The sequence below is a fragment of the Streptomyces sp. SA15 genome (assembly GCF_002291145.1).
Taxonomy (GTDB): Bacteria; Actinomycetota; Actinomycetes; order Streptomycetales; family Streptomycetaceae; genus Streptomyces.
The window spans coordinates 43185-56992 of sequence record NZ_NTGE01000045.1 but is presented as its reverse complement, the minus strand read 5'-3'; the positions used below and the strand labels follow the sequence as shown (position 1 = coordinate 56992).

Here is a 13808-nt window from a genome sequence, read left to right as displayed (position 1 = left end):
TCCGGCCGGGTGGCTCGGCCGCGCCCGTCCCGCCGGGATTCCCGCCCCGCCCCGAGCGGGGGCCCGCCGGTGCCGAGAGCGGCTCGCGTGCGTCCTCCGCGGGCGGTACGGGCTCCTGTCCCGCGTCCGCCGGGGAAGTGAGCGGTCCCCGTGTCCCCGCCGCACCCACCACCCCGCCCCGCTCCACCGCCACCGCCGGCACCGACTCGACCGTCCTGTCTCCGGACCCGGCCCTGTCCTGGAGCGCCCCCATGGCGCCGGGCGGGGCCCCCGGTGCGGCGCGGCCCGTGGTCTCGTTCGGGGAGCCCGAGGGATACGACGACCGGGCGCGGCCCCGTCCGCTCGGTCTGCGGGTGCGGCCCCGGGTCGCCGCGGCGGCTGCCTGTGTCGTGCTCGGCCTGGGGCTCATCGGCGGTGCACTCACCGGGAGTTGGCTCATCGGGGAGCCGGGGGAGGCCGGCCCGAACGACACCTTCGCCGCGGCCGGCGGCCTGTGGCACAGCGTCCCCGTGGACCAACTGTTCCCGCCGACCGTGGAGGGCCAGGGCGCCGGCCCCGGCGGCGCCGACCGGACCTGGACCCGGATCGCCGTAGCCCCCGACAGCGGCTGCGAGGCCGCCTTCGACCCGCTGCTGCGCAAGGCCCTCACCTCCGTCGGCTGCGAGCGGCTGCTGCGCGCCACCTACACCGACGCCACCCAGAGCTACGTCACCACCGTCGGCCTGCTCTTCACCAAGGCCGACGCCGCCGCCATGAGCTCCCTCAGCACACGGTTCAAGGCCGAGGGTCTGGGCAAGCGGGCCGACCTGATGCCCCGCCCCTACGCCGCGAAGGACACCGTCGCCGCCGACTTCGGCCCCGAGCAGCGCGCCTCCTGGACCGTCTCCGTCCTCACCGACGCCCCGGTGGTCGTCTACGCCGTCTCCGGCTGGGCCGACGGGCGCACGGTGGACGATCCGCAGCCCGCCGAGGACGCCATGGAGTCCGGCACCACCACGGCCCCCGCCCAGGCCGGCCTCGGTAATGAGGCCCAGGGCCTCGCCGACCGCATCGAACGCGGCCTGCGCAAGACCGTCAGTTCGCCCACGGAGAAGCCCTCATGAGCCCCATGAGCCGCATCAGCGTCAGGACCCGCCGGGCCGGCCTGCTGAGCGTCCTCCTCGCCGCCTCCATCGCCCTCGTCCCGCCCACCGCCGCGCACGCCGACGGCATCCGCGCCCAGCAGTGGGCCCTCGACGCCATGCACACGCAGGAGGCCTGGCGCACGACCAAGGGCGCGGGCGTCACCGTCGCCGTCCTCGACACCGGCGTCGAGGACGACCACCCCGACCTCGTCGGCAACGTCCTCCCCGGCAAGGACATGATCGGCTTCGGCGCGAAGGACGGCGACCGCGCCTGGGCCCGGCACGGCACCGCGATGGCCGGCATCATCGCCGGCCACGGACACGGCGCCGGCGACGCCGACGGCGTCATGGGCATCGCCCCCGAGGCGAAGATCCTGCCCGTCCGCGTGATCCTCGAGGACGGCGACCCGGCCCGCGCCAGGGCCCGCAACACCCGCGGCAACGCCCTCGCCGAAGGCATCCGCTGGGCCGCCGACCACGGCGCCGAAGTCATCAACCTCTCCCTCGGCGACGACTCCGCCTCCGCCCACCCCGAACCCGCCGAGGACGAGGCCGTCCAGTACGCCCTGAAGAAGGGCTCCGTCGTCGTCGCCTCAGCAGGCAACGGCGGCGAGAAGGGCGACCACATCTCCTACCCGGCCGCCTACCCGGGCGTGATCGCCGCGACCGCCGTCGACCGCTACGGCACCCGCGCCTCCTTCTCCACCCGCCGCTGGTACGCCACGGTCAGCGCCCCCGGCGTCGACGTCGTCATCGCCGACCCCGACCACAAGTACTACGAGGGCTGGGGGACGAGTGCCGCCTCCGCCTTCGTCTCCGGCGCGGCCGCGCTCATCAAGGCCGCCCACCCGGATCTGACCCCGGCACAGATCAAGAAGCTCCTGGAGGACACGGCCCGCAACGCCCCGAGCGGCGGCCGCGACGACTCCCGCGGCTACGGCTTCATCGACCCGGCCGCCGCCCTCGCCGAGGCCGACCGCCTCAAACCGGAGGGCCTCCAGGCGGCCGCGTACGGCGACAGGTACTTCGGCTCCGGCCCGGACGCCGCCGAGGCGGACAGCGACCCCTCGGCCTGGGCGGCCCCGCTCGCGGGCGGTTTCGGCGTAGTGCTGCTGATCGCCGCGGTGGTCCTGTGGCGCGGCCGCCGCCCCCCGCGCACCTACGAGGGCTACGACGACAGCTACGACGGCTTCTAGCGCGTGAACACCGACACCGCCGCCCGCGCCACCGCCTCCACCAGCGAAATCCCCTTCACCTGCGTCGAGTTGCCCTTCGACAGCACGGCCACCAGGTAGTCGTCGCCGTCCACCGTCACACGCCCGACGCTGTTGATGACCCACAGACCGGTGGTGCTGCGCGGCAGCCAGCCGTTCTTCAGCGCCCACGCCGAACCGTCGGCCGCGGCCGACACCCCCCACTGCTGGCCGACGGCTATCTGCCTCATCAGCCCCCGCAGATACGACCGCGAGTCCTCGCTCAGCTCCGAGTCGTCCCCGAACACCTCCTGGAGCAAGGTGAGTTGATCGACGGCCGTGGTCTGCGTCAGGCCCCACAGATCGCCGTCGCCGCCCTCGGTGTCGGCGAGCCCGAACCGCTCGTTCGCGGCGTCCAGCCCCTGCGCCCTCCCGATGATCCGCCACAAGGCCGTCGCGGAGACGTTGTCGCTGTTCTCGATCATCGCGGTGGCGTAGGTCTTCTCCTGGGCCGTGAGGCGCGTCCCCGCGTCCTGATGCCGGAGCAGCAGCGTCGCCAGGATGTCGACCTTGACGATGCTCGCCGTGTCGAAGACGCCGTCGCCGTACGTCGCGCTCTCGCCGGAGCCCAGGTCGAGTACCGCCACCGACACCTCCGCGGTGTCTTCCGCGCTCACGAGCTCCACGGCATCGGCCAGCTGCGCGTCGTGATCCACCGTCGGCTGCGCCACCGGTTCCACGGATTCCTCCTCGCTCGCCGGGGCCGAGGGGGAGGCCGACGGCGTCGCCGCCGACGATACGGCGCCCCCACCGGAGTGCGCCTGCGCCTTGACGTACACGGTCCCGGCCGCCGTACCGCCGACGACGGCGACGGAGGCGAGCGCGGTGTACAGCCAGGGGCGGCGCCAGGGAGGACGGGAGCGGGGGGCGGCTCTGGAAGAGTCCATGCCCGCGATGCTCGGGGCGGCGCCTGTGCGGATTGTTAGGCGGAGGTTAGATGTGTGTCAGCGAAATCTGAGAAAGCCGTGAAATGCGTCACGGGCAGGTTTCCGGGCCCGCACAAGCCCAGCAGCATCCCCCCTATAGGGTCGGTGACCGTGGCGAACAAGAACATTCCCGACTCCGGCTTCTCCGGCGACGACGGCTCCGCCGACCCCCGGCTGAGCGCGGCGCTCGCCGCGTGGGCCGAGGACCGCTCCGCCGAGGGACTCGTCCTGGAGGCGCTCAAGGGCGCCCGGCTGCTCGTCCCCGTCGTGGCCGTGCTCGGTGAGGTGGAGGAGGACGAGCACGGGCTGCGCCGCGAGAAGACCAGCGACATGGCCGTCCCGACCCTGAAGGCCGGCAGCCGCGTCGCCCTGCCCGCCTTCACCTCCACCGAGTCGCTGGCCCGCTGGGACCCGGCGGCCCGCCCCGTCGCCGTACCCCTGCACCAGGCTCTTCAGGCCGCCGCGCACGAGAAGGCGGACACGGTGGTCCTGGACCTGGCCGGTCCGGTGCCGTTCGAGCTGACGGGACCCGCGCTGCTCGCGCTCGCCGAGGGCCGTACGACGGCCGACCCGCTCGCCGACCCGGCCGTCGTCGAGGCCGTCCGCGGTGCCGTGGCCGCCGAGCCCGCCGTGCTGCGCGCCCACCTCGGGCCGGGGCAGGCCGACGGCACCCTCGCCCTCGTACTGGACCCGGCCACACCACCAGCCGAGGCCGCGCGGGCGGTCGCGCAGCGCCTCGCCGCCGACGACACGCTGCGGGCCCGCCTGGTACGTGGCCTCGACCTGGCACTGCTGCCGGCCGGGGCGACGCCGCCGGGCGAGCCCCTGTACGTACGCCCGTGATCCAGCCGTGGCTACGTCCGCGTATCAGCCGTAGATCGGGCCCGTGTACTTCTCGCCCGGTCCCTGGCCCGGCTCGTCCGGGACGAGCGACGCCTCGCGGAACGCCAGCTGCAGCGACTTCAGACCGTCCCGCAGCGGCGCCGCGTGGAAGGAGCTGATCTCGGTCGCGCTCGCGTCCAGCAGCCCGGCGAGGGCGTGCACCAGCTTGCGGGCCTCGTCCAGGTCCTTGTACTTGTCGCCCTCCTCGGTCAGCCCCAGCTTCACGGCGGCGGCGCTCATCAGATTGACGGCGACCGTCACGATCACCTCGACCGCGGGGACCTCGGCGATGTCGCGGGTCATCTCGTCGAAGTCGGGCTGCTCGGGGGAGCCGGAGGGGGAGGTATCACTCATGCAGGACACGATAGGTGGCGCACGGAGTGCGGCCCCAGTCGGTCTCGGTTAGCCCTTCCTGGACCGAGCTGCTAACCTTGTGTAACGACCGGCCGGACGCGCCAAGAAGTACGCAGCGTGCTCGGCCCACAAGTGGAGGCTCCGATCTCCCACCTGACCGTCCTCCGGGACGGCGGGTCACCCGGTCAGGCGGCCACCATCGTTCCGTACGGACGATGGAGTCGCCCGAAAGCGCGCCCCGCGATCATCGCGGCGGTGCTCCGGTAGTAATGGGAGCCCCGCCTGTGATCGTCCGGGGCATTTTTTGTGCTTCGGCGCGGTTAGGTCTTACGAACAGATACATACGCGGCTGTCCGCCAGACTGCCGTGTGGTGCTAACCGAGGAGGATCCATCAGCGCCGAGCCCCGCATCAACGACCGGATTCGCGTTCCCGAGGTGCGACTTGTCGGTCCCAGTGGCGAGCAGGTGGGCATCGTCCCCCTGGCCAAGGCACTGGAGCTTGCGCAGGAGTACGACCTGGACCTGGTCGAGGTCGCGGCGAACGCCCGTCCGCCCGTGTGCAAGCTCATGGACTACGGGAAGTTCAAGTACGAGTCGGCCATGAAGGCCCGTGAGGCGCGCAAGAACCAGGCGCACACGGTCATCAAGGAGATGAAGCTCCGGCCGAAGATCGACCCGCACGACTATGACACCAAGAAGGGTCACGTCGTCCGGTTCCTCAAGCAGGGCGACAAGGTCAAGATCACGATCATGTTCCGTGGTCGCGAGCAGTCCCGGCCCGAACTGGGCTACCGACTGCTGCAGCGGCTCGCGGAGGACGTCCAGGACCTCGGTTTCGTCGAGTCGAACCCGAAGCAGGACGGCCGAAACATGATCATGGTCCTCGGTCCGCACAAGAAGAAGACCGAGGCGATGGCCGAGGCTCGCCAGGCGCAGGAGGCCCGCAAGGCCGAAGCGAAGGCCAACCCGGGCCGCTCGCAGAACGCCGCGGACAGCGAGAACGGTGTGGACGTCGAGCACGACGTGGACGCCCAGGCCCCTGCCGAGGCATCCGCCGAGGCGTGATCCCGGGGGGACGCGAGTCCCCAGGACATAACCGATACAACAGCGACGCTCCACCGTGCCCGGTTTTCGTGACCGGGCATCGGAGCGCCACCAACGAGGAGAGAACGGCGCCATGCCGAAGAACAAGACGCACAGCGGTGCCAAGAAGCGCTTTCGGGTGACCGGCTCGGGGAAGGTGCTCCGCCAGCGTGCCAACCGCCGCCACTACCTGGAGCACAAGTCCTCGACGCTGACCCGCCGCCTGGCCGGCACCGTCGAGCTGGCGCCGGGCGATGCCGCCAAGGCCAAGAAGCTCCTCGGGATGTAGTGCGCGCCCTGCGTGGGCAGGGCGCAGCCGATAACCGGGACCAAGCCGTTCTCGGGTCACCTCGTGACCCAGCTACAAGGAGTTAACAAGTGGCACGCGTCAAGCGGGCAGTCAACGCCCACAAGAAGCGCCGGGCGATCCTCGAGCAGGCATCCGGCTACCGCGGTCAGCGTTCGCGCCTCTACCGCAAGGCCAAGGAGCAGGTCACCCACTCGCTGGTCTACAACTACAACGACCGCAAGAAGCGCAAGGGTGACTTCCGCCAGCTGTGGATCCAGCGCATCAACGCCGCTGCCCGCGCCAACGGCATCACGTACAACCGCTTCATCCAGGGGCTGAAGGCCGCGAACGTCGAGGTCGACCGCAAGATCCTCGCCGAGCTGGCCGTCAACGACGCGAACGCCTTCGCGGCGCTCGTCGAGGTCGCTCAGAAGGCGCTGCCGTCGGACGTCAACGCGCCGAAGGCTGCGTGACGCTCGCGCTGGGTTTGAGCCGACGTGACGAAGGACCCGCAGGCTGAGGAGGCCTGCGGGTCCTGTTGTGTCCGTAGAGAGGGTCTCCGAAGGTGAACAGCATGTCCCCCGCCACCCCCGAGCTGATCTCCCCCCGTTCCGCCCGCGTCTTGGCCGCCCGGCGGCTCGCCAAGCGGAACTTCCGGGGCAAGGAGCGGCTGTTTCTCGCGGAGGGGCCGCAGGCCGTGCGGGAGGCGGCCGGGCACGCGGGCACGCTGGTCGAGCTGTTCGCCACGCTCGACGCCGCGGAGCGGTACGCCGACATCGTGGGGGAGGCCCGGGACGCCGGTGCCCGAGTGCATCTGGCCTCCGAGCAGGTCATCGCCGACATCTCCACCACCGTCACCCCGCAGGGTCTCGTCGGCGTCTGCCGGTTCCTCGACACCCCGTTCGAGGAGATCCTCGAAGCCCGGCCCAAGCTGGTCGCCGTCCTCGCCCATGTGCGCGACCCCGGCAACGCCGGCACCGTCCTGCGATGCGCCGACGCCGCCGGTGCCGAGGCCGTCGTACTCACCGATGCCTCCGTCGACCTGTACAACCCCAAGGCCGTACGGGCCTCCGTCGGGTCGCTGTTCCACCTTCCCGTCGCCGTGGGCGTCCCCGTGGAGGATGCGGTCGCGGGGCTCAAGGGAGTCGGCGTGCGGATCCTCGCCGCCGACGGTGCCGGGACCGACGATCTCGACGACGAGCTCGACAAGGGGACCATGGGCGGGCCGACCGCCTGGGTGTTCGGGAACGAGGCCTGGGGGCTCCCCGAGGAGACCCGCGCGCTCGCGGACGCCGTGGTGCGCGTCCCGATCCACGGGAAGGCCGAGAGCCTGAACCTCGCCACCGCGGCCGCCGTATGTCTCTATGCGTCAGCCCGTGCACAGCGCGCCTCCGGAGGGTGCCGCACCGTCACCGACAGCTAGTAGGGTGACCAGCTCGGGGGCCCCTCAGACGCCTGAGAGGTGGGATACGGGGATGAGTGTCGGCACGAGCAGCGCACCGGGAGCACGGGAGGTACGGCGCCCGCCCGCGTCACGGCCCGGTGATCTCGCCGAGCTCGGCATCGACCCCGACCAACTGCCCGACGGCCTCGTCGTCGCGGACGAGCACGGGCGCGTGATCTGTTTCAACGCCGCCGCGACCCGGATCACCGCCCTCCCCGCCGAGGACGCCCTCGGGCAGCGGCTGGAGAAGGCCCTGCCGTTAGAGGACCTGGAGGGGCGGCGCTGGTGGCAGCTGACCGATCCGTACGGCGGGCTCGCCATCCGGGTCGGACAGCCCGAGCGCAACCTCCTCCTCCCCGGCGGTCGGGAGGTGCTCGTCTCCGCGAAATACGTGCGGACACGGCCCACCGGGCCCGTCCACCGGGTCGTCGTCTCCCTTCGCGACACCGAGGCCCGCCGCCGCACCGAGCGCAGCCACGCCGAGCTGATCGCGACGGTGGCCCACGAGCTGCGCTCGCCGCTCACGTCCGTCAAGGGCTTCACAGCGACCCTCCTCGCCAAGTGGGAGAGGTTCACCGACGACCAGAAACGGCTGATGCTGGAGACCGTCGACGCGGACGCCGACCGGGTCACCCGGCTCATCGCCGAGCTGCTGGACATCTCGCGAATCGACTCCGGGCGGCTCGAGGTGCGCCGCCAGCCCGTCGACATGGGGGCCGCCGTCGGACGGCACATCCAGGCGTACGTCGCGGCCGGCCTGCCCGCAGACCGGTTCCTGTTGCGCGTGGAGCAGCCCCTGCCCGACCTGTGGGCCGACCCCGACAAGATCGACCAGGTGCTCAGCAACCTGCTGGAAAATGCCGTGCGGCACGGCGAGGGAACGGTCACCATCGACATCACGGCCACGGCGTCCCCGCGCGAGGGCGAGGACACCGGCACGTCGGTCACGGTGAGCGACGAGGGGCCCGGCATCCCGGAGGAATCCATGAACCGCGTCTTCACCCGCTTCTGGCGGGGCAGCAAGCGCGGTGGCACCGGCCTCGGGCTCTACATCGTCAAGGGCATCGTCGAGGCCCACGGCGGCACCATCACGGTCGGCCGCGCCGCCGGTGGCGGCGCCGAGTTCCGATTTACGTTGCCCGTGAGCGCTCCGGCATATCTGACCTGAGCAGCCCGCGGGCGCATTCGTCTACCTCCGCCCCGTTAGACTCGGCCTTTGGCACCCTTGTGTCCCAAAAACCGTGACGATCCGTCCACGAGTCGGTGACGGGGACCTTCAGCCAGCCAATCGGAAGCACGGGAAGAGATGTCGGCACCGAATAAGTCGTACGACCCTGTAGAGGTCGAGGCCTTGAAACCGGAAGAGATCGAGCGCATGCGGGACGAGGCGCTCGCCGCCTTCGCCGCCGCGGACTCCCTCGACGCGCTCCAGGAGGCCAAGGTCGCCCACACCGGCGGCACCTCCCCGCTGGCCCTCGCCAACCGCGAGATCGGCGCGCTGCCCCCGCACGCCAAGGCCGAGGCCGGAAAGCGCGTGGGCCAGGCCCGCGGCGCCGTGAACAAGGCCCTGGCCGCCCGTCAGGCCGAGCTGGAGGCCGAGCGGGACGCACGCGTGCTGGTCGAGGAGGCGGTGGACGTCACGCTGCCGTACGACCGCGTACCGGCCGGCGCCCGCCACCCGCTGACCACCCTCTCGGAGCGCATCGAGGACATCTTCGTGGCCATGGGCTACGAGGTCGCCGAGGGCCCCGAGGTCGAGGCCGAGTGGTTCAACTTCGACGCGCTGAACATCGGCCCGGACCACCCGGCCCGCGGTGAGCACGACACGTTCTTCGTGCAGACTGCATCCCATAGCGGCTCCGCCGCGGGTTCAGGCGGCACCGAGTCCGGCGTCGTGCTGCGCACCCACACCTCGCCGGTGCAGATCCGCTCCCTGCTCGACCGCGAGCTGCCGGTCTACGCGATCTGCCCCGGCCGCGTGTACCGCACCGACGAGCTGGACGCCACGCACACCCCGGTCTTCCACCAGGTCGAGCTGATCGCCGTCGACGAGGGCCTGACCATGGCCGACCTCAAGGGCACCCTGGACCACATGGTCCAGTCGCTGTTCGGCGAGGGCATGAAGACCCGGCTCAGGCCGAACTTCTTCCCGTTCACCGAGCCGTCCGCCGAGATGGACATGGTGTGCTACGTCTGCCGCGGCGAGTCCGTCGGCAACCCCGACCGGCCCTGCCGTACCTGCTCCTCCGAAGGCTGGATCGAGCTCGGCGGCTGCGGCATGGTCAACCCGCGGGTGCTCACCGCCTGCGGCGTCGACCCGGAGAAGTACAGCGGCTTCGCCTTCGGGTTCGGCATCGAGCGGATGCTGATGTTCCGCCACAACGTCGATGACATGCGAGACATGGTCGAGGGTGACGTCCGGTTCACCCGGCCGTTCGGGATGGAGATCTGATGCGGGTCCCGCTTTCTTGGCTGCGGGAGTACGTCGACCTGCCGGCGACTGAAACCGGGCGCGACGTCCAGGCCAAGCTGGTTTCGGCCGGTCTTGAGGTCGAGACCGTCGAACACCTCGGCCACGACCTCAAGGGGCCGCTCGTCGTCGGCCAGGTGCTGACCATCGAGGAGCTGGAGGGCTTCAAGAAGCCGATCCGCTTCTGCACGGTCGACGTCGGCCGGGCCAACGGCACCGGCGAGCCCCAGGAGGTCGTCTGCGGCGCCCGCAACTTCGCCGTCGGCGACAAGGTCGTCGTGGTGCTGCCGGGTGCCACGCTGCCGGGCGGCTTCTCGATCTCCGCGCGCAAGACCTACGGCAAGACGTCCCACGGCATGATCTGCTCCAGCGGTGAGCTGGGCATGGGCGACGACGGCACGCACGGCATCATCGTGCTGCCGCCGGAGGCCGAGGTCGGCAAGGACGCCATCGAGCTTCTCGAGCTGGTCGACGAGGTCCTGGACATCGCCGTCACCGCCAACCGCGGCGACTGCCTGTCCATCCGCGGCGTCGCCCGCGAGACGGCCATCGCCTACGGCCTTCCGCTGCGCGACCCGGCCCTGCTCGACGTGCCCGGCCCGAACGCCTTCGGCTACCCGGTGCGGGTCACCGACCCGGTCGGCTGCGACCGCTTCACCGCCCGTACGGTCACCGGTCTGAGCCCCGAGGCGCGCTCCCCGATCTGGTTGCGGCGCCGCCTGCAGAAGGTCGGCATGCGCCCGATCTCGCTCGCCGTCGACGTCACCAACTACGTGATGACGGAACTCGGCCAGCCGCTGCACGCCTACGACCGAGGGCTGGTCCAGGGCACGATCGGCGTACGCCGCGCCGAGCCGGGCGAGAAGCTCACCACCCTCGACGGCGTCGTGCGCACGCTGGACGCCGAGGACCTGGTGATCGCCGACGACCGCGGCCCGATCGGCCTCGCGGGCGTGATGGGCGGCGCCAACACGGAGATCGCCGACCACGACGACCTGGAGAACGCGACGACGGACGTCGTGATCGAGGCGGCGCACTTCAACGCCGTGTCCATCGCCCGTACGGCCCGCCGCCACAAGCTGTCCTCCGAGGCCTCCCGCCGCTTCGAGCGCGGCGTCGACCCGCAGGCCGCGGCCGCCGCCGCCCAGCGCACGGTCGACCTGCTCGTGCTGCTCGCGGGCGGCACCGCCGAGGCCGGCGTCACCGAGGTCATCGCCCCGTCCGCGCCGCACACCATCACCGTCCCGGCCGACCACCCGGACAAGGTCGCGGGTGTCACGTACGGCCGCGAGACCGTCGTACGGCGTCTTCAGGAGATCGGCTGCGACGTGTACGGACAGGACGAGCTGCTCGTCACCGTGCCGTCCTGGCGGCCCGACCTCCTCGAGATCAACGACCTGGCCGAAGAGGTCATCCGCCTGGAGGGCTACGAGAACCTGCCCTCCACGCTGCCCAAGCCGCCGTCCGGCCGTGGCCTGACCCACCGGCAGCGGCTGCACCGCCGCGTCGGCCGGGCCCTGGCCGGGACCGGATACGTCGAGGCGCCGAACTACCCGTTCGTCAGCGAGCAGGTCTTCGACCAGTTGGGCCTGGCGGCCGACGACCCGGCCCGCCATGTCGTCCGGCTGACCAACCCGCTCAACGACGAGGAGCCGGCGCTGCGTACCTCGCTGCTGCCCGGCCTGCTCGGTGCCTTGCGGCGCAATGACGGCCGGGGTTCGCACGACTTGGCGTTGTTCGAGACCGGGCTGGTGTTCCTGCCGCGCGAGGAGCAGCGGGTCGCTGTCGCTCTGACCGTCGACCGGCGTCCCACCGACGAGGAGATCGCCGAGCTGAACGCCGCGCTGCCGGAGCAGCCGCGCCACGTCGCCGTCGTCCTCGCGGGCGCGCGTGAGCAGGCCGGCTGGTGGGGCAAGGGGCGTCCGGGCGACTGGGCCGACGCGGTGGAGGCGGCGCGGGTGGTGGCCCGTGAGGCCGGTGCGGAGCTGGTCGTCCGCAGCGGGCAGTACGGGCCCTGGCACCCGGGTCGGTGCGCCGAGCTGGCGGTCGTCGCGGACGGTGCCGAGCGGGTCGTGGGGCATGCGGGTGAGCTGCACCCGCGCGTGCTGAAGGCGCTGGGGTTGCCCGCGCGTACCTGTGCGATGGAGCTCGATCTGGACGCGCTGGAGCGGGTGGGGGACGGTACGCCGCAGGCGCCGACCATCTCCACGTTCCCTGTCGCTACGCAGGATGTCGCTCTCGTGGTCGAGAAGTTCGTGCCGCATGCGGATGTGGAGGCCGCGCTGCGTGAGGGTGCGGGTGAATTGCTCGAGGGCATCCGGCTGTTCGACGTGTACGAGAACGAGGAGCAGCTGGGGGAGGGGCGGAAGTCTCTGGCCTATGCGTTGCGGTTCCGTGCGGGGGATCGGACTCTGACCGTGGATGAGGCTTCTGCGGCTCGGGATGCGGCGGTCGCCCTCGCGGGCGAGCGCACGGGGGCGGTGCTGCGGAGCTAGGGACGTTGCAGTCACCTCACTCAATAGGGTGACTTCTCCCAGTGATTGGCCCTTTCTGGGCATCTGGTCGACAGAATCGGACCGGCCTTTCGGGGTCGGTCCGATTGCGCTGTCAGGGCCTGATTGGGGGGCCATCGGCATGATCCGCATCAAGGCTGGGGTTCCCCGAAGGGCGGGGCGGACCCGAACGGACTCACGGGCACCCGGTCACCGGGGCCTTCCCACATCGCTTCGAGGCACATCCCGGCCAGGACGCCGGCCGTTGCGGCGAGCCCTCGCGCTCGGGCTGCCCACCGCCTGGGGAGCCGTCGCCATCACCTACAAGCTGGCCTGTCCGCTCGCCCAGCAGAACGGCCTCGGGGCACGCGCGGTCACCAGCGCCGTCTTCTTCGCCGTCGGCACCGGGCTGATCTTCTACGTCCGGCACAGCCTGCTGCGCGAGCTCAGGCGGGCCCGTCAGGTCGCGGAGGCCGCCCAGAGCGTGCTGCTACGGCCGCTGCCCCCACGCGTCGACGGCCTGAACCTCGCCGCCGCCCAGCTGTCCGCCGACCACGGCGCCACCATCGGCGGTGACCTGTACGACGTGGTGGCCACCGAGCATGGCGTACGGGTCGTGATGGGCGACGCACGCGGGCACGGTCTCACCGCCATCGGCACGGCGGCCGCCGTCCTGGGCAGCTTCCGCGAGGCCGTGCACGACGAGGCCGAACTCGACGGTGTGCTACGCCGGTTGGAACGCGCCCTGGCCCGGCATCTGCGCGAGCGGGCCCGCGCCGAACACCCCTCGGCCGGCCCGGCGCCCGACAACCCGGTCGCCGAGGAGTTCGTCACCGTACTGCTGCTGGAGATCGACCGGGACGGAGAGGTCCGCGCCCTCAACTGCGGTCACCCGTGGCCGTATCTGCTCAGCGGCACGAGGGTGGAGCCTCTCGCGACCGAGGATCCCCACCCGCCCCTCGGCTTGTTCCCCCTCCCGCCCGACCTGCCGCCTGTGCGGTGTGGCCACTTGCAGCCGGGCGAGACCCTGGTCCTGCACACGGACGGAGCCGAGGACGCGAGGGACGCGCGTGGCCGGTTCTTCTCTCTGCACACCGCTCTGTCCGAGGCTGTACGTCGGCAGCCCGTTGACGCACCTCAGGCCGTCATCGGTTCCGTCTTTGCCGCGCTACTGCAACACACGGGCGGGGTGCCTGCGGATGACATCGCCCTACTCGCGCTGCAGAACGAGCGGCAACGCAGACGCGCTCCAGGGGCGCGGGACAGTGACACATGCGGCTCCGCCGCGCGGGCGCGACCAGCCACAACGCACCCGCAGCCGACAACGCGCCGATAGCCGCCGCCCCTTGGTCGCCCGGCGCAGCCAGCGCAGCGACGGCGCCGGGCCGCCGCACTGTACGAGGGGGAGCCGACGGCCCGGCCGGCCTCTTGCGAGGCATTTCAGTCAACCGGCTGGAAACTCTGCGCAACAGCGCGCACACAGCGCGGAT

Annotated in this window: 12 protein-coding genes and 1 pseudogene; 11 read left to right on the top strand and 2 right to left on the bottom strand. The window is 71.6% G+C overall.

The window, feature by feature from the left end; genetic code table 11:
• The first annotated feature begins 251 nt into the window (after positions 1-251).
• Together CLM62_RS08945 and mycP are read left to right on the top strand one after the other, a co-directional pair.
• A complete protein-coding gene (locus CLM62_RS08945; protein ID WP_095749322.1) occupies positions 252-1103 on the top strand; it encodes a hypothetical protein in 852 nt (283 codons plus the stop codon).
• A complete protein-coding gene (mycP, locus tag CLM62_RS08940) occupies positions 1100-2320 on the top strand; it encodes a type VII secretion-associated serine protease mycosin (RefSeq protein ID WP_373559122.1) in 1221 nt (406 codons plus the stop codon). The genes CLM62_RS08945 and mycP overlap by 4 nt, the downstream gene beginning before the upstream one ends.
• Here mycP and CLM62_RS08935 read toward each other — a convergent pair.
• Positions 2317-3264 (bottom strand): serine hydrolase, encoded by a 948-nt coding sequence (locus tag CLM62_RS08935; protein ID WP_095749312.1) that lies wholly within the window; start codon positions 3262-3264, stop codon positions 2317-2319. The genes mycP and CLM62_RS08935 overlap by 4 nt on opposite strands.
• Positions 3265-3414: 150 nt before the next feature.
• Between CLM62_RS08935 and CLM62_RS08930 the strand changes: the two genes are divergently transcribed.
• Positions 3415-4146, top strand: coding sequence for an SseB family protein (locus CLM62_RS08930; RefSeq protein ID WP_095749321.1), 732 nt, complete (start codon positions 3415-3417; stop codon positions 4144-4146).
• Positions 4147-4170: 24 nt separating this feature from the next.
• Here the strand turns inward: CLM62_RS08930 and CLM62_RS08925 are convergent, their stop codons facing one another.
• The gene (locus CLM62_RS08925) at positions 4171-4539 is read right to left on the bottom strand and encodes a DUF1844 domain-containing protein (protein WP_095749311.1); all 369 of its coding nucleotides are present in this window, start codon (positions 4537-4539) and stop codon (positions 4171-4173) included.
• A gap of 366 nt (positions 4540-4905) precedes the next feature.
• Between CLM62_RS08925 and infC the strand changes: the two are divergent.
• The 8 genes and pseudogenes from infC (at position 4906) to CLM62_RS08880 (ending at position 13654) form a co-directional block, all read left to right on the top strand.
• Positions 4906-5605 (top strand): annotated as a pseudogene (infC, locus tag CLM62_RS08915) (translation initiation factor IF-3).
• 112 nt (positions 5606-5717) lie between these two features.
• Complete coding sequence (gene rpmI / locus CLM62_RS08910) at positions 5718-5912, top strand: 50S ribosomal protein L35 (protein WP_095749310.1); 195 nt, start codon at positions 5718-5720, stop codon at positions 5910-5912.
• Between the two features lie 89 nt (positions 5913-6001).
• The gene (gene rplT / locus CLM62_RS08905; protein ID WP_006141703.1) at positions 6002-6385 is read left to right on the top strand and encodes a 50S ribosomal protein L20; all 384 of its coding nucleotides are present in this window, start codon (positions 6002-6004) and stop codon (positions 6383-6385) included.
• Between the two features lie 101 nt (positions 6386-6486).
• Positions 6487-7335 carry an RNA methyltransferase gene (locus CLM62_RS08900; protein ID WP_095749309.1) on the top strand — a complete coding sequence of 283 codons (849 nt, stop codon included), beginning with the start codon at positions 6487-6489 and terminating at the stop codon, positions 7333-7335.
• 52 nt (positions 7336-7387) lie between these two features.
• A complete protein-coding gene (locus CLM62_RS08895) occupies positions 7388-8524 on the top strand; it encodes an ATP-binding protein (RefSeq protein ID WP_095749308.1) in 1137 nt (378 codons plus the stop codon).
• Positions 8525-8662: 138 nt separating this feature from the next.
• Positions 8663-9808 (top strand): phenylalanine--tRNA ligase subunit alpha, encoded by a 1146-nt coding sequence (gene pheS / locus CLM62_RS08890; RefSeq protein ID WP_095749307.1) that lies wholly within the window; start codon positions 8663-8665, stop codon positions 9806-9808.
• A complete protein-coding gene (pheT, locus tag CLM62_RS08885; RefSeq protein ID WP_095749306.1) occupies positions 9808-12321 on the top strand; it encodes a phenylalanine--tRNA ligase subunit beta in 2514 nt (837 codons plus the stop codon). The genes pheS and pheT overlap by 1 nt, the downstream gene beginning before the upstream one ends.
• Before the next feature lie 139 nt (positions 12322-12460).
• Entirely contained in the window at positions 12461-13654 is a 1194-nt protein-coding gene (locus CLM62_RS08880) for a PP2C family protein-serine/threonine phosphatase (RefSeq protein WP_095749305.1), read from the top strand.
• Positions 13655-13808 lie beyond the last annotated feature (154 nt).